Source organism: Meiothermus sp., assembly GCF_026004075.1.
Classification (GTDB): domain Bacteria; phylum Deinococcota; class Deinococci; order Deinococcales; family Thermaceae; genus Meiothermus.
The window spans coordinates 136,794-154,814 of the sequence record NZ_BPIK01000001.1 but is presented as its reverse complement, the minus strand read 5'-3'; the positions used below and the strand labels follow the sequence as shown (position 1 = coordinate 154,814).

Sequence of the window (18,021 nt, the reverse complement as noted above, 5' to 3'; positions counted from 1 at the left end):
CCATCATAAGCACAAAGCCCGGTTTGAGCACCGCGCAGGCCCATTAGAAAAGGGTTCAGTCCAGTTTCACCACCACCCGCCCCCGCACCCGACCTTGCAGGATGGCCTGGGCCAGCGCCGGCACTTCCTCGAGGCTTACGGTTTGCAGGGTGGCTTCCAGCAAGGGCTTGGGCAGTTCGCGGGCCAGGCGTTGCCAGGCCAGCAGGCGCTTTTCTTTGGGGCACATCACCGAATCGATGCCCAGCAGGTTAACCCCGCGCAGAATAAAGGGGAATACGGTGGTCTCGAGCTTCGCCCCACCGGCATTGCCGCAGGCCGCCACGCTGCCGCCGTAGGCCACACGCGGCAGCACCCCGGCCAGCACCGCCCCACCCACGGTGTCCACGGCCCCAGCAAAGCGTTCGGACTCGAGGGGTTTGCAGGGGGCGCCGAGCACCGCGCGATCCAGTATTTCGTGAGCCCCCAACGACTTCAGATAGGCTTCTTCCTGCACGCGCCCCGTGGAGGCCACCACCCGGTAACCCCGCTGGGCCAGCAGCGCGACGGCCAGGCTGCCCACCCCCCCGGCCGCACCGGTGACCAGCACTTCTCTGGCGGGGTCTATGGAGTGGGCCTCGAGGGCCATCACCGCCAGCATGGCAGTAAAACCCGCCGTACCGATACCCATGGCCTGCTGCAAGGTAAGCCCTTCGGGCAGGGGCACCAGCCACTCCGCGCGCACTCGAGCCAGCTCCGAGAGGCCGCCCCAGTGCCGCTCCCCCACCCCCCAGCCGGTCAGGATCACCGGGTCGCCGGGTTTGTACTCCGGCGAGGCCGACTCCAGCACCGTGCCGGCCAGGTCAATGCCCGGAACCATGGGGAAATTGCGGATCACCTTGCCCGCGCCGGTAATCGCCAGGCCGTCCTTGTAGTTGAGGCTGCTGTAGGCCACCCGCACCAGCACCTCACCCGGCGGCAGCTCGTCCAGGCGGGCCTGCCGGATCTGGGCGGTGTAGGGGTCGCCCGACTCTACCACCAGTGCCTTGAAGGTTTGCATGGCCCTAGATTACCCGATGGGCATTGGTCGCGCACAATCCGTCTCCGCTGGCAGTGTTAGGCTGTTGGCATGCCTTCTCCACTGGTCAGTGCCCAATGGCTGCACGAGCACCTAGGCCACGAGCGGCTCCGGATTGTGGACTGCCGCTTTTCCCTGCAAGACCCCTCAGCCGGTCGGCGGGCCTACACAGCCGGGCACCTCCCCGGTGCTCTGTTCCTCGACCTGGAGCAAGACCTCTCGGCGCCGGTGCGGCCCGACCGCCGGGGGGGCCGCCATCCCCTGCCCACCCCGGAGGCCCTGGCCCAGACCCTGGGCCGCGCCGGCATCGGCAACGAACATATTGTGGTGGCCTACGACGACCCCCCCGCGGGCGGCATGTATGCCCCGCGCCTGTGGTGGCTCCTGCGCTGGCTGGGCCACGAGCAGGTGGCCGTGCTGGACGGCGGCATCGGAGCCTGGCAAGCGGCGGGGTACGAGGTTTCTACCGCGGCGGTTGAGTATGCCCCCACCACCTTCAAGCCCCACCCCCGGCCCGAGATGGTGGTGGACGCCGATTTTGTAGCCCATCGCCCGGCAGGTACGGTGCTGATAGATTCCAGGGCCCCCGAGCGCTACCGGGGCGAGGTGGAGCCCATAGACCCGGTGGCCGGCCACATTCCGGGGGCCATCAACCGCAACTGGCTGGACAGCCTGGACGCCTCGGGCAGGTTCAAGCCCACCGAAGAACAGCGAAAGCGTTTCGAGGGTCTCGAGGGCGAAATTATCACCTACTGCGGCTCGGGCGTTTCGGCCACGGCCAATGTGCTGGCGCTGGAGCTGGCGGGCAAGCAGGCCCGGCTCTACGCTGGTTCCTGGAGCGACTGGGTCTCCGACCCCAGCCGTCCGGTAGCCAGGGGCCCAGAATAAACCCCCGGCCCAGGGTAAACTGGCCTTCAGGATATGCAGGCTATCTCGCATCGGTTCAAAACCTACCTCGAGCTCGTCCGCTTCGAGCACACCCTGTTCGCCCTCCCCTTTGCCTACGGCGGCATGCTGCTGGCCGCCCGGGGCTGGCCGGGCTGGGAGGTGTTCGCCTGGGTTACGGTGGCCATGGTAGGCGCCCGCACCGGGGCCATGGCCCTCAACCGCCTGATTGACCGCGCCATTGACGCCGCCAACCCCCGCACCGCCGGACGCCACCTCCCCCGGGGGCTGGTCAAACCCGCCGAGGTGCTGGCCCTGGCCGTGGTGGGCCTGCTGCTCCTGACCCTGGCCGCCTTCAACCTCAACCCCCTCACCGCGCAACTGCTGCCGGTGGCGGTGTTTTTTCTGGTGGGCTACAGCTACACCAAGCGCTTCACCTGGCTGTGCCACTTCTGGCTGGGCCTGACCATCGGGGCCGCCGCCGCCGGGGGCTGGATTGCCGTTACCGGGGCTTTTGAACCCGCTTTATTCGCCCTCTGGGCCGGTACGGCCTTCTGGCTGGCCGGTTTTGATATCCTCTACGCCACCCAGGACTACCAGTTCGACCGCGAGAACGGTATCCACAGCGTGCCGGCCCGCTTTGGCCTCCCCACTGCCCTGCGCATCGCCCAGGCCTGCCACGCCCTCACCTTCGGGTTTTTTCTGCTAACCGGCCTGCTCTGCGGCGCGGGCTGGCCGTACTTTGTGGGGGTGCTGGCGGTGGGTGCGGTGCTGTGGTACGAGCATCAACTGGTAAAGCCCAATGACCTGAGCAGGGTAGACCAGGCCTTCTTCCAGGCCAATGTGGTGGTGAGCCTGGGAATGCTGGCGGTGATTCTGCTGGATACCTGGATTTAAGACTCGCCCAGCAGCGAACGCATCTGCCGGTAGATAAAACGGGTGGCCCGCTCCGGGGATAGGCGGTAGAGAAGATCCATCAGCCGGGCATCCGAGCCCACCAGCACCCGGAAGCGGTTCTGCTCCATGCCCTCCACGATAATCTGGGCGGCCCGCTCGGGCTCGAGGGGCCTGGCCGCAGGCCGGCGGCCCTCGGCGGCCCGGATTTCCACCCCCGAGTTGGCGGTGATGTTGGTGGCCACCGCCCCCGGAAAGACCACCGTCACCCGCACCGGGGTGTCGAGCAGCTCGGCGAACAGGCCCTCGCTCAGAAGCTTGACCGCCGCCTTGGAGGCTCCGTACACGCTCTGCCCCGGCACTGGCAAGAAGCCGCCCATGCTCGAGATGTTCACGATATGCGCCTCGGGGCGCTGCAAAAGGTGCGGCAAAAAGGCTTTGGTCATGTACAGGGTGCCGTAAAAGTTGACGTTCATGACCCGCTCGATGGCGCTGTAGTCCAGGTCGTTGACCCGCACGAAGGGCTGGATGATGCCAGCGTTGTTAATCAGGCCGTCCACCACCCCATGCCGGGCCATCACCTCGGCGGGCAGGGCCTCCACCGCCTCGCGCTGGGTGATGTTGAGCACGTGGGTCGAGAGCCGTTCGGCGGCCTGGGCCAGTTGTGCGGTTTCTTGCAGGCTTGCCGCGTTGAGATCCACCGCCGCCACCCGGGCCCCCTTGCTAAGCAGCCGCAAGACCAGGGCCCGCCCTATGCCGCTGCCACCGCCCGTGACCACCACCACCTTGCCCTGAACCTTCATGCTTTACCCCCTTTCGGGCCTCGAGCTTCTTCCAGCGCGCTAATCGAAGCGCAGGGCCTCGCGCATCATCTGGGCCACCGCATACGCATCGTATAAGTCGGAGTAGCCCATCAGCGAGAGGCGAAAGACCCTACCCTTGAGCTGGCCCTGCCCGCCGATAATGGTGGCGCCCCGCGCGGCGAAGGCCTCCTTGATCTGGGCGTAGCTTACCCCTTCGGGCAGGTAAAAACAGGTGGTGGCGGGGCTTTTTACCTCGGGCACGGGCTTCAGGCCCAGCTCCTGGCCGGTGGCGTAGAGGATCTCGTTCTGCTGCTGTTTGAGGGCGATGTGCTCGGGCAGCCGGGGCAGCAGTTCCGCCAGCACCGCGGCGGTGGCGGCCACCAGGTTGATGGCCGGCGTCCAGGCCGACTCGCCCGCGCTCTGCACTTTGAGCTCGGAGGCCAGGTTCAGGTAGAAGCCTCGAGGCTTGAGGTGCTCGATCGCACGGGGCGAGAGGGCCGCATAGCCCAGCCCTGGGGGGCACATGATGCCTTTTTGCGAGCCACAGGCGGCGGCATCCAGGCCCCAGCCCTCCAGCTCGAACTCGCTTACAAACAGGCTGGTGATGGCGTCCACCACCACCAGCCCCTCGGGGAAGCGGGCCTTGAAGGCCTGGGCCAGGGTGCGCACGTCGTTGAGGGCCCCGGTCGAGGACTCGGAGTGGGTCAGGAGCAGGCCGTCGAAGGGGCCCTGGGCGCTTTCCAGGTGTTCCGGGCGCACCACCCGGCCCCACTCGAGCTCCAGGCGCACTACCTCTAGCCCGGCCTGTTGGGCAATTTTGGCCCAGCGTTCGGAGAAGTTGCCGTGCACCGGCACCAGCACCCGCGCCCCCGGCGCAAAGAGGTTCTGCACCAGGGCGTCCATGGCGGCGGTGCCGGAGCCGGTGAGCAGCAAGACCTGGCCCTGGGTTTTGAAGGCGGCCTCGAGCCCGGCCTTGGCCTGGAGGAAAATCTGCCGGGCCACCTCGCTACGGTGGTGAAGCTGGGGGCGGGATAGGGCCTCGAGGGCCCTGGGGTGGAGTTCCACGGGGCCGGGGGTGAGGAGGCGGGGGCGGTACATGGGCCCCATTGTAACGCGACCCTCTCGGCCCACAAAAACCCGTCGTGCAAAACAAAATGCCCAGTACGAGCAAAACCGCCGTACTGGGCGAGCCGCCTGCTCGGGTCTCGAGCGGCTAGTTACCTCGAGGCCTCAAACCAGAAGGTTTCCTGTAGCTGCAAGTCGCTGTTGACCAGCTTGGAGGGAATTCCGCCCCAGTTGGCGCTCAGATAGGGCAGGGTGTTGCGGGGGATGCGCTGGATTTGCTTGTTGGCCACGCGGAAGTTGAACTTTCGCAGCAGCCTGGCCTTGGAGCGGAACTCGAGCCCATACTCGCCATCGGCTTTCTGAAGGTCGGCCAGGGTGCAGGGGGCGTTGCTGTTGGGCCGGGCCACATCGAAGCGGTAGCGTGACCAGTGGGGGGCATCCACAAACACCTCCGACTTGCACAGTACGCTGCCGCCTTTGGTGATCTGCACCGTCACCCAGCGGTCGCTGCGGTTGGGGCCAAACTCACTGTCGGTCACCCAGCCCACCACGTAAAGGCGGGCGTTGGGTTCGCCATCTCTGGTGTAGAGGTAGGCCCATCGATCCCAGTGGCCTACCAGCCGGAAGGTTTTGCCGGGGTTGAAGGCATCGCCCGAGTCGGTGGCCCTGGCCTCGAAGGCCACCACCCCGATCTCCTGGCTGCCCATCCGCACGGCCAGCTCGTACTTTCCGCCCTCGCTGAGCTTGAATTTATCCGAGCCGCGCTCCTGTGGGTTCAGCCAGCCAAAGGCGGGAAAGCCGCTGACTTCTTGCAAATCTAAGCCAACCTTGTAAATCACCGCCCCACCGGCCCGGCGCAGCTCCAGCGAGTAGGTTTCCCCTGCTTTAGGAAAAGCGATCTGAAGGCCGTCGAACTGGAACAGCCCGCTCTGGGGGAAGAAGCGCAGGCCCAAAAGGTCGGTGAGCTGCACGGTGGGGCGGTAGGCGGTCTGGGCCTGGGAGGGGATGGCCCCTCCCAGCAGCACCAGCACCCAAAACATAAGGCATGGTTTCATCTCGACACCTCGGTGTGCACAGCCGTTGCACTAGGGCCGGGCCAGCCCGCTATGCACGTAGATGATGCGGCTCTTGGAGTTGAACCCGCCGTTGCCATCCGACACCTGGGCCACGATGGTGCGGGGGCCTGGGGTGTTGAAGCGGGCGTTCACGCTGTTGCCGCTGCGCCCGTTGATGTTGTCGGCGGGCTCGCTCGAGCTCCACACCGGGTTATCCCCGCTCACGGTAAAGTTGACCTGATCGCCCACGTAGATGTAACGGCTGTTGCTGGGGGCGCTGTACTGGATGCCGCCGATATTCAGGCTGAGGATTCTCGAGGGCAGAACCTCGGTGGTGTCCTTAACAACAAGGTCGTTTAGGGTGAACCGCGTGGTGATCACCTGGCGATCCGCCATCTTTTGCACCTGGAAGCTATGCTCGCAGAATGGCCCCACCCCTCCGCTGGCCGGCACAAAAACCCCATTGGTGCTGCCCAGGCTACGGCGTTGCAGGTTCGATCGCCAGAACACCTCGTGGGTAGGACAACCAGCCTGTGAGAACGGCCAAGTGCGGGCGGTAAGATTGGCGTAATAAGGGAACGGGGAAGGCAGCCCTTCATCGCTGTTGCCTACGATATTCACGTACGGCAAACCGTTGGGGAACTGGCACTGGTTGGCGGCCAGCTTTACCTCGAAGCTGCGGGTGCGCGAGGTTCCTTGGCTGTCGGTGAGGGTCGCGGTGAGGGTGTGGGTTCCGTTGGGCAGGTCTACCTCGAGGGTGTGCTTGTCGGCCTTGGTGGTGGTGCCCAGCAGGTTGTTGCCCCTGCGCCACTGGATGGTGCCCGTGCCGGGGCCGTCTTCTTTGTCGTCGGTGCTGGCAGACAACACCACCTTGTCTGAGGCGTTGCGGGCCGCGTAGCCGCTGTTGCACGCATACTTGGGGCCGATGTCGTCGAACTTGGGCGGCGAGTTGGGAGCCTGCTCGGTAAACAGCTCAATATCGAAGAGGTTGACGTCCCACTCCTTGCGGAAAATGAGCAGGTCAATATCCACCCCCAGATTGCCCTCGAGGCCAAACTTCATGGTCCAGTAGGGCTGGCGGGGGTACTGGGCATTGAACTGGACGTAAGGCCCAGCCTCGGCCGAGACCCCCGCTACCCCGTAGAGCATGAGCCGCAAAGCCCCATACACCCCCGCCTTGAGTTCAGCGCTGCCCTCGATGGTCGGGCCGATGATGCCCCGCTCGTTTTTGGTGATCTCGTTGATTTTTTGGAAGCGACCATTGAAGTCCTTGTTGTACTCCGTCCCCGCTTCTATTTCGAGCTCCTGCCAGGCTCCTACCTCGAGCTCCACCCGCAGCTTGCCCTCCACATCCACCGTAAAGACCACGTCAATTAAGAACACCAGCGGCCCTGCGGTAATGGTGCCCAGCGGAACCCGTGCAATCTGGATGGATTTGTGCAGGGTTTTTTCTAGGGTGGCGTTGAGGCGAACCTCGGCCCGCTCGTTCAGCACGAACTTGGCCAGTAGGTATGGCTCGGAGCAGAAAGTCCTGCGGCACTGGAACTTGACCACAATTTTGGGGGTAAAACGCACAAAGCCGCTCACCGTGACGCCTTCTATCACCTCTATGGGGCCAAAGTTTTTGGTGATCTGGCTCTGGGCCGAGGGGCCTAGTTGCTGGGCCGCATAGATAATCTGGCCGCGCTCGAGGGCCGTGGCCCGCTGGGCATCGGCCTCGCTCAGCGGAAGGTCCATTTGAATGTCGCTCTCGTCCAGCAGGTCGGCCACGTTGGCCTTGGCGGTGCGAACCCGCACCTTGCCATCGCTGGTGTTTTCGATACCGGTTACACGGCGCAGAAAGCCGTTGGGGGCGGCGTTGCGGGGGGCGCTGGCGACAATATCGCCCACGGCCAGTTCGCGCAGGTTGCCCGCCAGCCGGTTGAAGATGAGGGTTCCGTTGTCCTGGTCGAAGCTCACCAGCTCGGCCCCCGAGACGTTGCCCAGCTCCTTGACGTTGGGCTTGAGGGCAACGTTCGCCACAAGGGGGCTGGCCGGCAGGGTGGGGGGTGTGAGGGTGAGGCCCTGGGAGGGCATCGCCGATTGCACCTGGCCCCGCGCTGAGGCGCCTCCAGCCCCCGGCGCCAGGCTGCCCTGGAAGCTGAAGATAGTGCCCATATGGGTCTCCACGGCGGTGTAACTCAGGGCGACGGGCAGGTTTTGCTCCTGCACCTCGCCGGGGGTGCAGCCCAGCGTCTCGCCAGCCCGCACGCCCGTCAGGGCTCCGACGAGCTCGAGGTTGCCTTGCTTGAGGCTGTACGAACCGCTGAGGCCCTTCTCCTCGCAGACCCCCCTAAACTCGGCCATCCCGCTGAACTGGTAGACCGTGCCCGCGGTCGGGCCCCTGAAATTGGCGTTCTGGGCCGCTGCAATAAAGGCGATGGGGTTCAGGGTAGAGTTGGGGTCCCGTGGCACCAGCCAGCCCGCCAGCACCACCTGCCCCTGAATCCGGCGCAGCCGGGCCTTCATGCGCAGTTGCCCCCGCAGCGCATCGGGCTCGAGGCCCTCATCCCCCAGGGCAATGGCCTTGAAGGGCAGCCCCTTGGGGGTGGTGCCGGAAATCTCGTAGACGGTCAGGCCGCCAATAAAAGGGTTGAACTGGGTGCTGATGGTGGCCGGCTTGAAACTACGCAGAACCTCCAGCGTCACCTGGGCCTCGGCCTGATCACCGCCCGTGATTAGCTCGGCCAGCTCGGAAGGCGTGGGCGGCGTCGAGGTGCCCCCACCGCAAGCTGCCAGAACCAGCCCCAATACCGCTCCCAAAATCCACTGCTTCATACCCTTACCTCCCTACTTGAGCCACAGAACTCTCTCCTTGCTCCACCCCGCCCCTAGCGTCCTCTGCCCTTGACAGGTTCAGGTGGAGCCTCCATGACCATCGTCTCGAGGTAGCTCGAGAGTTCCCTGGCGCTTTCGAACTGCCGCACCTGACCCGTACGCACGTCGCGCAGCTCGTAGGTCAGCCGACTAAGCCGCTGGGTCAGGCGCAGGATGTAACTCGAGTGAACCTTTGCGACGGCCATGCCCCCAGTCTGGTGGCCGGGCGTTCCATGGGCGTTCCATTGGGTTGGGCTGTCAAACTCAATACGATACTGTGGTGAGTATGATGAAAAGAAAAATAATCAAAATAAAGTTGATCACTAGACGGGTTCTTTGTTTCTATGTGGCTCTAGTACCTATTCTGCCCACGGCAATGGCCCAGGGAAACGATCACGTCATCCGATAACTAAGAACTTCTCTGAACACACCGCATATTCACTGCAACTTGCCCGCTGATTTTGGTTGGCCCCGAGCCACTACCTTCAAGAAATGCAAAATTTCTTGGAGCGACGGATGTTTGGTTTGCTTCAAAAGTTCTTCTATTTCTTTGCTAACAATTGTGCCCAGAACTTTAGCTTTTATCTCTTCATATCCAGGGAATTTTACAAACTGAAACTCAGATCGTATCCCCTCAGCATAACCCCAAAGTCGAACCGCATCATCTGAATAACCAAGCTCACTCCAAAACCGAGCAAGCTCGAAAGCGTTTTCAAAGAAATACTCCATTGCGCCCTGTTCGAGATGCAGAATTAGATGTTGACGATAGACTTGCTCCCCTCCCTCGCGCTCTCCCATCTGCCATTTAGCAAAGCCCAAATTGCCTTGAACTATGGCTAAATAACTTTTCGATCCCACGAACAAAGCTAATTCCAGTGCTTGTTGGCTAAATTCAACAGACTGGATGTAATCACCCTTAACCAAGGTAGCCCAACCCATCGCAGTTAGGCACCTCAGTTGCGCAACCGTATCCAGAATTGCACGAGCTTCAGCTAAAGCCTTTTGCTGATAAGCTAAGGCCTGATCGGGCTGATTTTGGAAACCCGCCATGCGGGCTAAATTTAGCGTGACAGAAACCTTCAGCCTCGAGTCAGAGAGTTGTTCCGCTATAGACAGTGCCTTGTCAAAACAAACTCGAGCTTGTTCAAACTGCCTTTGACTTGTCGCTGCCCAGCCGAGTTGGTTGTATAGCTCAGCCTCGAGGCGGAGGTCACCAGCGCTCCGGCACAAGCCAAGAATCCGTGATCGCAGTCCCTGAGTCTCCTTATACCTACCGATCCCAAACAGAATTCGCAGATATTCGATAAGAATAATCGCCTGCAACCTAACTTGAAGTACCGAAAGCTTGTCCAGTGAAGAGCGCAATCTCCGTTCCCCCTCGGCATACAATCCGAATAAATGCCAGTACGGCCCAAGATATGCCAACAGCGCAACTGCTTTATCGGGAAGTTTTACAAACCCTTCATCCAAAGCGTTAATCAAGTTGGTGTGTTCAGTTTTTAGCTTCGACAGCCACCTTATTTGATGCTCACCGTTTAAGTTCCTTAGGGCCTCTTGTGCAAAGCCCTGAAAGTAGTCTAAATACCCCTCGAGCGTCTCCTCTGCTTTGCCCAGTTCGTCTAGCCTCTCCGCTGCAAACTGCCGCACCAGCTCGTGCAGGTCGTAGCGCCCGTCCTCACCCCGCCGTAGCAGGGCTTGGTTGATAAAGCGCAGCAATAGCCCCAGATGCGCCCCCGCCACGCTCTGGGCGGCCTCGAGGGTGAACCCTCCCCGGAAAACCGAGAGTTTGGCCAGCACCGCCTGCTCGGCCTCGGTCAAAAGCTGCCAGGTGTACTCGAGGATGGCCCGCAGGCTGCGGTGGCGCTCGGGCAGGTCGCGCTGGGAGGTTTGCAATAGCCCGAAGCTGTGGCCCAGTTGGGCCAGAATCTCCCCCACCCCCAGGCCGCGCACCCAGGTGGACAGGAGTTCGATGGCCAGCGGCATACCCTGTACCCGGCGGGTCAGCTCGGCGATGGCCTCGAGGGTCGCGGGGGTGATCACAAAGCTGCTGGAAAGCCGCTCGGCCCGCGCGATGAAAAGCCGCACCGCGTCGAAGCCGTCCAGATCTTCTTCGGTCTGGGGGGGTGGGTAGCCCAGGCCCTCCAGGTCGAAGAGCCACTCACCGGGGAGCTCCAGGGCCGCCCTCGAGGTCACCAGCAGTTTGAGGCCGGGGGCCTGGGTCAGCAGTTCCTCCAGCAAAGGGGCCCCTTCCAGCAGGTGCTCGAAGTTATCCAGCAGCAAGAGCAGCGTCTTGCCGCGCAGGTAGTTGAGCAACTGAGTCTTGGGGTCGGTAGACCCCGCAAAGGTAAAGCCCAGGGCACTGGCAATGCTCGAGACCAACTGCTCGGGCGAGGCCACCCCGGCCAGTGCCACCAGCCAGACCCCGTCGTCGAAGCGCTGGGTCTGCTGGGAGGCCAGCTCGAGGGCCAGGCGGGTCTTGCCCATGCCGCCCAGCCCCACCACCGTCAGCAAGCGGCAGTCAGGGTTGGCCAGTTGGCGGTTCAGCGCCCGGAGTTCGCGGCTTCGCCCAATAAAGCGGGTGCTGGCCGCGGGCAGGTTGTGCCGGGGGTGGGCTGCGGCTGGGTTTTGGGAATCCAGACCATCGGCGAGCGCACGGGTTGACTCCAGGGGCTCCACCCCCAGCTCGAGCTTCAGGCTGCGGCGGAAGCGTTCGAAAACCTCCTGGGCCTGGGCCAACCGCCCCGCCGCGCGCAGAACCCGGATTTGGGCCTGCACGGCCTCCTCGTCGAGCGGGTCTGCGGCCAGCAGCTTGGAGAGCCAGCGTTCGGCCCCTAGCCAGTCGGCCTGGGTTTCCAGCAGCCGCACCTGCTCCATCAGCGCGCTGCGCCAGGCCCGCGCTAAATCCTGGCGCTCGAGCTCCAGCCAGGCCTCGTAGCCGCTCAGGTCGGGAAAGGCCAGCCCCTGCAAAAAGGGGCCCCCGTAGAGCTCGAGGGCCCCTGCCCAGTCGCGGCGCTCGAGGGCCGCCCGAAAGGCCTGCACATCGGTGGGGATGCAGAGCCGCAAGCGCGTGGCTTCGGCTTCCAGCACCCCCGCCCAGCCCTGCTGGCGCAGCCGGTAGACCAGCTTGCGCAGGTTGGCAAAAGCAGCGGCCTCGTCGGCCTCGGGGCTGTAGAGGTAAGCCAGCTCGCTGCGCCGCACCCAGTCGCCGCGCTGGGCCAGGTAATAGCCCAGCGCGGCGGGACGATCCAGGGGCAACTCGCTCCCCACCCCATCCGCCTCGAGTCGGGGCGTACCCAGCAGTCGCAGCCGCACTTCCATTACATTTGATTGTATAGAAAAACCCCATTTGAGGCGATGTATTTCGACCCTTGCACAAAGAAGGCGACCTTGGGGCCTTGCTAGAGGGCTCTTCACAATTATTGAGCCACATACAACTGGATGGCTTTGTCCTGCACAGCACAGTGGCCTCCCGGAGGGGAGACCACGTCTGTGAAGAGTGCGATAATTGCTTGCCTTAAAGCTACTCTTCGAATTATTCCTCCACTTCGTGAGTAAGTTGGCAGTGGCCTGGACGCAGTTCGCTAAAAAAAGCTTTTAGCCACCCGCCGGTCCTTGATCCGTCGAAGATCTACTAGTTCCGAACCGCGCAGTAGTTGTTCCAGCCCCCCTGGCCCACCTGTCCGGGGTTGCTCAGGAGGATGGTGTATCTGGCTGCACCCCCAGAAAAGTCCACATTGTTGAGGGTGAAGTTCACCCCGCTGTAACGCTTGCTAAAGCTGGTGGATCGCCTCGAGCCAAACGCCTGTTGCAGCACATTCAAAAACTCGCCGGGTTGATTGAGGGCTTTGAGTTGGGATGGGGGCACACCCAGGCAAGTCGCCGCCGTAAAGAGCAGTTGCAAGGTGTTGGCGGTGGCAGCCTGAATCTGGCTATAAGGGCCGGAGAAAGAAAAGCTAATGGTGTCGGCGGCCGTGCCCGACCTCGAGGCCAGCACCAGTCCAAAGTTAGCAACGCCCGCTTGGGTATATACATCGCGCAGGGTAAGGCCGTAGCTGTAGCTTTGCTTGAACCCGTTGAGGGCCAGTGGCTTGGGGGCGGTCATGGCTACCAATGCCTTGCCGTTGATGAAAGCTTGGCGAATGGAAATTGCCCCGCCGCTTTGGGCCAAACCCACACCCAACAAAGCCACCGACATCAGCCCAACTGCTTGGTTCCAAAGTGTGTTCATGGTTTTCCTCCTTGGCTCAATGCAGAGCGGTAGAGAGGGCTTTACAAAGCCGCAGTCCTTAGGCCACCTTGATAGGCGAAACCCGCCTAGCTTCCAGAGCGCCCAACCCACGGAGGTGACTAGGGATTGTAGAGCGCGGTCTTGATCGAGGCCGAGCCGTTTATTTCCAGCAGGTGCTGGCTGGATTCTGCCCCGGCAGATTTGGCTCCAGCGGCTGGGCCTGAAGGGCGTGGTACGGCATTGGTTTCATCGCGGGTCTCCTCTTACGGCCGTTTTACTCGACTACCCTTATGGTTCGTGTCACACGATCGCCGAAATCGTCATGCCCATTGGACATCACCCATTCCAACCGATACTCCCCAAGATAGGGGGGGCCTTCGATTTCATACGAGAAGGCGTGGGATTCACCAGGAGCCACGGGGTCCTTTAGCTCGAGATGGGGAGTCAGATGCTCACGCTGGGTCGGGCTGCCAGAGGGGCCGCGCACAATCCTGACTCTCAGAAAGTATTTACGGGCTTGCCACGTGGTGGTTCCGTTATTCGTAACCTTCACGCTCACCCGATAGGTGCGCCCAACCTGAACCCGATTGGGAATATCTACGTCACTCGAGCGCATCTGGGCATCGTCGCGTAGGGTCTGACCAAGGGCAGACGTGAGCAGGACCTGCAGCACTACAGACATTAGTAAACTGAGCAAAATCTTCATGGCGACTCCTTGGTGCTCTGGTAACTTAATTTCTGGGATGGATTTAGCCCTTTATGACCTGGGAGTTGCTTTGAGCGCTTCATTCCGGGAACTTCACTGAATATCCATCTTTCCACTTAGCCCAGCTACTTGACGCTGATCTCGAGGGTGAAGTCGGCTGCCGTCATTTCGGCGGGGCCACTGACCCCAATCACGATGCCCTCGCTTTTGGTGCCCATGGTGATATAGCGGGTGTGGTCTTGGGTCTGGTTTTTGAAGGGCCGATCCCACTTGAAGTCGGCCTCGCAGCTCCGCACGCTTTGGAGGTTGGGCGGTAACTGGTAACCGTTGCTGGCATAGACCCACAAACTGAGGTTGGCGTTGGGGTCGCTGGGGATCACCCTAACCGTCAGTTCGCCAATCCCAGTCAGCTTGGTTTGGGTGGCAAAAATCACATGCTTGGCCGCAAACTTATGGGCTTGCAACTGGACAAAGCAGGCCACGCTCGAGCGCCAAGCCCAGGAGAGGTCGGGGATAGCGATGCCGTTCTCCAACTTCCCGCTTACCGCCACCACCTTACCCCGCTCTACGGGCGCAACCACGGCGACGTGGGGGGGCCAACTACTCTGGGCGGAAATCATCGGAAACGCTAGGACAAACAGCATAATGATGAAGCGGCGGATTGTAGTCATATACACCTCGTGTTCTTGGAGCAGGTTTGCTGTCGTAGGTTGGCATCCCCGCAAGACCTGCCATGAGCGGTACAGGTTGACGGATAGCTACAAGGAAACCAAGTAAACAGTGGTTAGGGCATCTAGGGAACCAGGAATCTGAGATGGCGGGGTGAGAAGAACCTACCTTCTCACCCCGGCATTGTGTTTAGGGTTTAGCCAGTGCGGGGAGCACGTTCACCTTTAAGCTTTTGCTACTAAAGCCGCCGTCGGGGGTCTTGGCCGTCACGGTCAGGGTGCGAACCCCGGGCGTGGCGAAGCTCACGCCGGTGCTGGAGCTGCCGGGGCTGGTGAAGGTGTCGGCGCTGTTGGAGGAGGTCCAGCGCAGGGTGGCGTTGGTCGCGGTAGCGCTGAAGTTTACGCTGTCGTCCTCGTAGGCGTAGGCACTCCCGCTGGGGTTGGTCTGGGTGATCTGGCCCAGGTTGGGGTTGCTGCGGGTCTGGGTGAGCGCCCCCAGCTCGAGGCTGTCGGTGGCGGTGGCCCCGTTATGGGTCACGGTCGCGGTGATGGTTTGGGGAACCGCTGGATTAAAGGTGTGGGCGAAGCTGTGGCACTTCTGGTTCTGCCCGCTGGCGCAGGGGCCGCCGTTGCTGGTACCCAGCAGGCCCGCCACGTCGGAGCGCCAGGTAACCTGGCAGCAGCTCAGGCTCAAACCGGCCTGGGTGGTAGCGGTGAGGGTGAAGGGCTGGCCTTCGACGATTAAGAGCGGTGGGCTGTTGGTGATGCTGACGGTGGGGGGCACGTCCCCCAGGAGGCAGGCCGACACCACCTCGATCTGGAGGGTCTTGCTGCCAGTTTTGCCTTTGGAGTCGGTCACGGTGGCGGTGATGGTGTGCTGGCCATTGGAAAGGTTGTAGCTGGGCTGGTGCTTGCTGCCCGCGCTGGTGGTGCCCAGGAAACCATTGACGTTCGAACTCCAGCTCACCGTGCCCTGGCCCTTGCCATCCTCGGCGTCGTCGGTGTTGGCGTCCAGGGTCACCAGGTTGCTGGGCACGCCGCGCGGCACGGTGCCGTCGGAGCAGGTGCGCACCGGGATCAGGCGGGTAACCACCGGGGCGGTGTTGGGGGCGATGGCGATGGTCCAGCTGGTGTCGAAGAGCGGGATGGAGAACTCCTCCTGCCAGATGATGATGTCGAGGTCTACGCCAATGTCGCCGCGCAGGCCGCCGGTGAGTTCCCAGGCGGGGTCGCGGGGGATACCGGCCTCAAAGTGGGCATACAGCTCGATGCCCGCCGAGACGCCCGCCACCCCGTAGAGCATCAGGCGGCCCTCCACCCCCAGGCTGGCCTCGGCCTCGAGGTCGGCCTCAAAACTGGGTGGGTCGGCACTGAAGGACTTGCTGAAGCTGTCAATAGTATCCCAGCCGCTGCCCGACTTGTACTCGACCCCCGCCTCGAAGCTGATGGTCTGCTCGGCACGGAACTCCATCCCCACGCTCACCTCGCCGCTCATGTTCACCTCCACCACAATCTCCGGGGTGAAGACCAGGAAGGCGGCCGTGATGGGTGGCAGCACGATGCGGGCCAGTTGGAAGGTCTGGTCCTCCTCCCAGACCAGGTTGCCAGTGACGGTCAACTCGGTGGTCTCGGTCATCTCGAACTTGGCCAGAAAATCCGGCTTGCTGCACAAAAAGCCCGTGCAGTCTAGGTCAATCACGATCTTGGGCTCTAAGGTCAGCTTGCCGTTCACCTTGAGCTGGTCGTCGGTGGTGGAGTTGTTGCCATCCTGGTCGAAGATGACCTTGTTGATGTTGATCACAATGTCGTCGAAGAGGGCCTGTGCGCTCACCTGCGGGGCTGCCGCGTAGAGGGTCTGGCCCTGTGCCAGGGCCGCGCCCTGCCGCACGTCGGCGGCGGTGTAGCGCCGCTCGATGCGCAGGTTGGAGCGCTTGAGGGCGTCTTTGAGGTTGGCCCGGGTGGTGGTCACGGTGATGGCCCCATTGGCCCCACCGATCTCCCGCACCCGACGCAGGAAGCCGTTGGGGGCCTTGGGGCGGGGCGTAGCCACGATTACGTCCCCCACCCTCAGGCCCGCCAGGCTGCCCGCGAGCTCTTTGAAGACCATGGTGCCGGTCTTGAGGTCGAAGCTCAGGAGCTGCGCGGTAGCGGCGGCGTCCATCACCCGCACCCCGTCGGCGGCCTCCACGTCCACGAAGCCGATGCTCTGGGGCAGTTGCTCGCCCACCGTGAGGGCGAAGACCGGGAGCACGAAACTGTTCCCGCCCACGCTGCCGGGGCCGCCCAGCAGCACGCCCATCCGGGTCTGCACGGCGGTGAGGTTGAGCACGCTTTGCAGGGTGGGGGCCAGTTTGGTCCCAGGAGCGCAGGGGGCTTGCCCCTCGAACAGCCCGATCAGCACGCCCTTGTTGCTCTGGCCCTGGCTGCTCTGGTTAAAGGCCCCGGCCAGGGTGCTGCTGCCGCAGACCAGGGCCGACTCCCCACTACCGCGCAGCTCGAAGGCGGTGCCCGGCTGTGGGCCGCTGAAGGTGGTGTTTGGGCCGGTAGCCAGGAAGGGCAGGGTGAGCACCGAAGCCGACTGGGCGGTTTGAACCTGCACCGCCGTACCCCGCAGCACCCGCTTGCCCTGAACCTGGGCAGCCCTGGCCTGGATGCGCATCTTGCCCTGGAAACCCAGGATGGCCGAGTCCGCCGAGACCCCGTAGAAGACCATCTTCAGCTCCTTGCCGCCGGGGGTCTTGCCGGTTGCCTCGAGCAGGAGCGGGGTGTCGGCTGTGGGAAGGGCCTGGGTGGTGAGGGTCTGGGTCTTTAGGCTCGCCAGCGGCTGAACGGTGATCTCGGCGTCTATCTCGCCACCAGCAGCCCCCTGGAGCAGTTCCTCGAGGCCATCTGATGCACCCTCGGGTGCTCTAGGCGGAGAGCACGCCGCCAGGGCCATCAGGAACACAATGAGCAGCAGAAAAAACTTGAATTGGCTCATAGCAAATCTCCGGTTACCCGGGCTCTAGAGCCCGATCAGAATAGCGATGATCCCGCGCGGGGCACCGTCGGGCCGGGCCAGGGTGCCCTGGGCCTTGCCCACCACCCCGACGATGGTGCGCACGGCCTCAACCTTGGCACTCAGCAAAGCCGGGCTGGCCGCGGCCCTGCCGACGCCGATGGGCGAGGAGAGCAGACCGGCGCTCGAGGCCTTCTGCTCTGGCAGCAGGGCCGCCCCCGCCGCGAAAGGCCCGCCCTGAGCGGTCTCGAGGAAGGCCATGGTGCCGGTCTGGGTGACGCCAAAGCTATACGAGGAGATGAGGGTGTTCTCCAGCTCGAGCGAGCGGACGTTGCCGGGGAGGGTGCTGTCCTTGTTCACCAGCACCAGCGCCACGCCCGCGCAACTGGAGCAGGTGGCGGCGGCCTGGGGGCTGTTGACAAACGCCGCCCCCACCAGTGACGGAATTCCACCCGACACCACCCGCCGAGCCCGTATCCGCATGGGCTGTTCTTGGCTCAAGGCATCCTTGCTGGTGGAGAGCAACAGGGCCTTAAAGGCCCGCCCGCCAGGGGTGCTGCCCTCGGCCTCGAGGAAGAAGTAGGAGATGCCCTCGAGCTCTAGGAGGGCGCTCGAGACCTGGCTGCTGCCAACAGCCTTGAACCTGAGTTCGGCCTCGACCTCTCCGTTGACATCTGGGTTGGCCGCAATCTCCGCAATAGCTCCCATGGTCGGTGCGGGTGGGGTATCGGATCCGGGAGGGGTGCAGGCGGTCAAACCAAGGGCAACTGCGGCCAAGACTGCCAATACAGCGTGGGTTCTTTTCATTT

The 18,021-nt window shown here is 63.0% G+C and carries 14 protein-coding genes; 2 read left to right on the top strand and 12 right to left on the bottom strand.

All coding sequences use genetic code 11. The features are described 5' to 3' along the window. Window positions 1-55: 55 nt before the first annotated feature. On the bottom strand, window positions 56-1,036 hold the full coding sequence (locus Q0X18_RS00730; RefSeq protein WP_297557327.1) for an MDR family oxidoreductase: 981 nt from the start codon (window positions 1,034-1,036) through the stop codon (window positions 56-58). Window positions 1,037-1,105: 69 nt separating this feature from the next. Between Q0X18_RS00730 and Q0X18_RS00725 the strand changes: the two genes are divergently transcribed. Together Q0X18_RS00725 and mqnP are read left to right on the top strand one after the other, a co-directional pair. Then, the gene (locus Q0X18_RS00725) at window positions 1,106-1,942 is read left to right on the top strand and encodes a sulfurtransferase (protein ID WP_297557325.1); all 837 of its coding nucleotides are present in this window, start codon (window positions 1,106-1,108) and stop codon (window positions 1,940-1,942) included. A 33-nt stretch (window positions 1,943-1,975) separates the two neighbouring features. Continuing rightward, window positions 1,976-2,836 (top strand): menaquinone biosynthesis prenyltransferase MqnP, encoded by an 861-nt coding sequence (mqnP, locus tag Q0X18_RS00720; RefSeq protein ID WP_297557324.1) that lies wholly within the window; start codon window positions 1,976-1,978, stop codon window positions 2,834-2,836. Here the strand turns inward: mqnP and Q0X18_RS00715 are convergent. From Q0X18_RS00715 to Q0X18_RS00665, 11 genes are all read right to left on the bottom strand, one after another. Beyond that, window positions 2,833-3,636, bottom strand: coding sequence for an SDR family oxidoreductase (locus tag Q0X18_RS00715; RefSeq protein WP_297557322.1), 804 nt, complete (start codon window positions 3,634-3,636; stop codon window positions 2,833-2,835). The genes mqnP and Q0X18_RS00715 overlap by 4 nt on opposite strands. A 39-nt stretch (window positions 3,637-3,675) precedes the next feature. After that, entirely contained in the window at window positions 3,676-4,734 is a 1,059-nt protein-coding gene (locus Q0X18_RS00710) for an alanine--glyoxylate aminotransferase family protein (protein WP_297557321.1), read from the bottom strand. A gap of 119 nt (window positions 4,735-4,853) precedes the next feature. Beyond that, window positions 4,854-5,756: a hypothetical protein gene (locus tag Q0X18_RS00705; protein WP_297557319.1), complete on the bottom strand. Its 903-nt coding sequence runs from the start codon at window positions 5,754-5,756 to the stop codon at window positions 4,854-4,856. Between the two features lie 30 nt (window positions 5,757-5,786). After that, complete coding sequence (locus Q0X18_RS00700; RefSeq protein WP_297557317.1) at window positions 5,787-8,573, bottom strand: hypothetical protein; 2,787 nt, start codon at window positions 8,571-8,573, stop codon at window positions 5,787-5,789. A 53-nt stretch (window positions 8,574-8,626) separates the two neighbouring features. Beyond that, window positions 8,627-8,818 (bottom strand): hypothetical protein, encoded by a 192-nt coding sequence (locus Q0X18_RS00695; protein WP_297557315.1) that lies wholly within the window; start codon window positions 8,816-8,818, stop codon window positions 8,627-8,629. A gap of 232 nt (window positions 8,819-9,050) precedes the next feature. After that, window positions 9,051-11,930: a BTAD domain-containing putative transcriptional regulator gene (locus tag Q0X18_RS00690; RefSeq protein ID WP_297557313.1), complete on the bottom strand. Its 2,880-nt coding sequence runs from the start codon at window positions 11,928-11,930 to the stop codon at window positions 9,051-9,053. Window positions 11,931-12,243: 313 nt separating this feature from the next. After that, window positions 12,244-12,840 carry a hypothetical protein gene (locus Q0X18_RS00685; protein WP_297557312.1) on the bottom strand — a complete coding sequence of 199 codons (597 nt, stop codon included), beginning with the start codon at window positions 12,838-12,840 and terminating at the stop codon, window positions 12,244-12,246. Between the two features lie 274 nt (window positions 12,841-13,114). After that, window positions 13,115-13,546: an NBR1-Ig-like domain-containing protein gene (locus Q0X18_RS00680; RefSeq protein WP_297557310.1), complete on the bottom strand. Its 432-nt coding sequence runs from the start codon at window positions 13,544-13,546 to the stop codon at window positions 13,115-13,117. 125 nt (window positions 13,547-13,671) lie between these two features. Further along, window positions 13,672-14,217, bottom strand: coding sequence for a hypothetical protein (locus Q0X18_RS00675; RefSeq protein ID WP_297557307.1), 546 nt, complete (start codon window positions 14,215-14,217; stop codon window positions 13,672-13,674). Window positions 14,218-14,404: 187 nt separating this feature from the next. Next, window positions 14,405-17,194: a hypothetical protein gene (locus Q0X18_RS00670; protein WP_297557306.1), complete on the bottom strand. Its 2,790-nt coding sequence runs from the start codon at window positions 17,192-17,194 to the stop codon at window positions 14,405-14,407. Window positions 17,195-17,218: 24 nt separating this feature from the next. Next, entirely contained in the window at window positions 17,219-18,019 is an 801-nt protein-coding gene (locus Q0X18_RS00665; protein ID WP_297557305.1) for a hypothetical protein, read from the bottom strand. Between the last annotated feature and the right edge of the window lie 2 nt (window positions 18,020-18,021).

What these genes read in the sequence shown, in the direction of transcription:
- Q0X18_RS00730 (WP_297557327.1), bottom strand. Translation starts at nt 1,036, where the DNA reads ATGCAAACCTTCAAGGCACTGGTGGTAGAGTCGGGCGACCCCTACACC.
- Q0X18_RS00725 (WP_297557325.1), top strand. Translation starts at nt 1,106, where the DNA reads ATGCCTTCTCCACTGGTCAGTGCCCAATGGCTGCACGAGCACCTAGGC.
- mqnP (WP_297557324.1), top strand. Translation starts at nt 1,976, where the DNA reads ATGCAGGCTATCTCGCATCGGTTCAAAACCTACCTCGAGCTCGTCCGC.
- Q0X18_RS00715 (WP_297557322.1), bottom strand. Translation starts at nt 3,636, where the DNA reads ATGAAGGTTCAGGGCAAGGTGGTGGTGGTCACGGGCGGTGGCAGCGGC.
- Q0X18_RS00710 (WP_297557321.1), bottom strand. Translation starts at nt 4,734, where the DNA reads ATGTACCGCCCCCGCCTCCTCACCCCCGGCCCCGTGGAACTCCACCCC.
- Q0X18_RS00705 (WP_297557319.1), bottom strand. Translation starts at nt 5,756, where the DNA reads ATGAAACCATGCCTTATGTTTTGGGTGCTGGTGCTGCTGGGAGGGGCC.
- Q0X18_RS00700 (WP_297557317.1), bottom strand. Translation starts at nt 8,573, where the DNA reads ATGAAGCAGTGGATTTTGGGAGCGGTATTGGGGCTGGTTCTGGCAGCT.
- Q0X18_RS00695 (WP_297557315.1), bottom strand. Translation starts at nt 8,818, where the DNA reads ATGGCCGTCGCAAAGGTTCACTCGAGTTACATCCTGCGCCTGACCCAG.
- Q0X18_RS00690 (WP_297557313.1), bottom strand. Translation starts at nt 11,930, where the DNA reads ATGGAAGTGCGGCTGCGACTGCTGGGTACGCCCCGACTCGAGGCGGAT.
- Q0X18_RS00685 (WP_297557312.1), bottom strand. Translation starts at nt 12,840, where the DNA reads ATGAACACACTTTGGAACCAAGCAGTTGGGCTGATGTCGGTGGCTTTG.
- Q0X18_RS00680 (WP_297557310.1), bottom strand. Translation starts at nt 13,546, where the DNA reads ATGAAGATTTTGCTCAGTTTACTAATGTCTGTAGTGCTGCAGGTCCTG.
- Q0X18_RS00675 (WP_297557307.1), bottom strand. Translation starts at nt 14,217, where the DNA reads ATGACTACAATCCGCCGCTTCATCATTATGCTGTTTGTCCTAGCGTTT.
- Q0X18_RS00670 (WP_297557306.1), bottom strand. Translation starts at nt 17,194, where the DNA reads ATGAGCCAATTCAAGTTTTTTCTGCTGCTCATTGTGTTCCTGATGGCC.
- Q0X18_RS00665 (WP_297557305.1), bottom strand. Translation starts at nt 18,019, where the DNA reads ATGAAAAGAACCCACGCTGTATTGGCAGTCTTGGCCGCAGTTGCCCTT.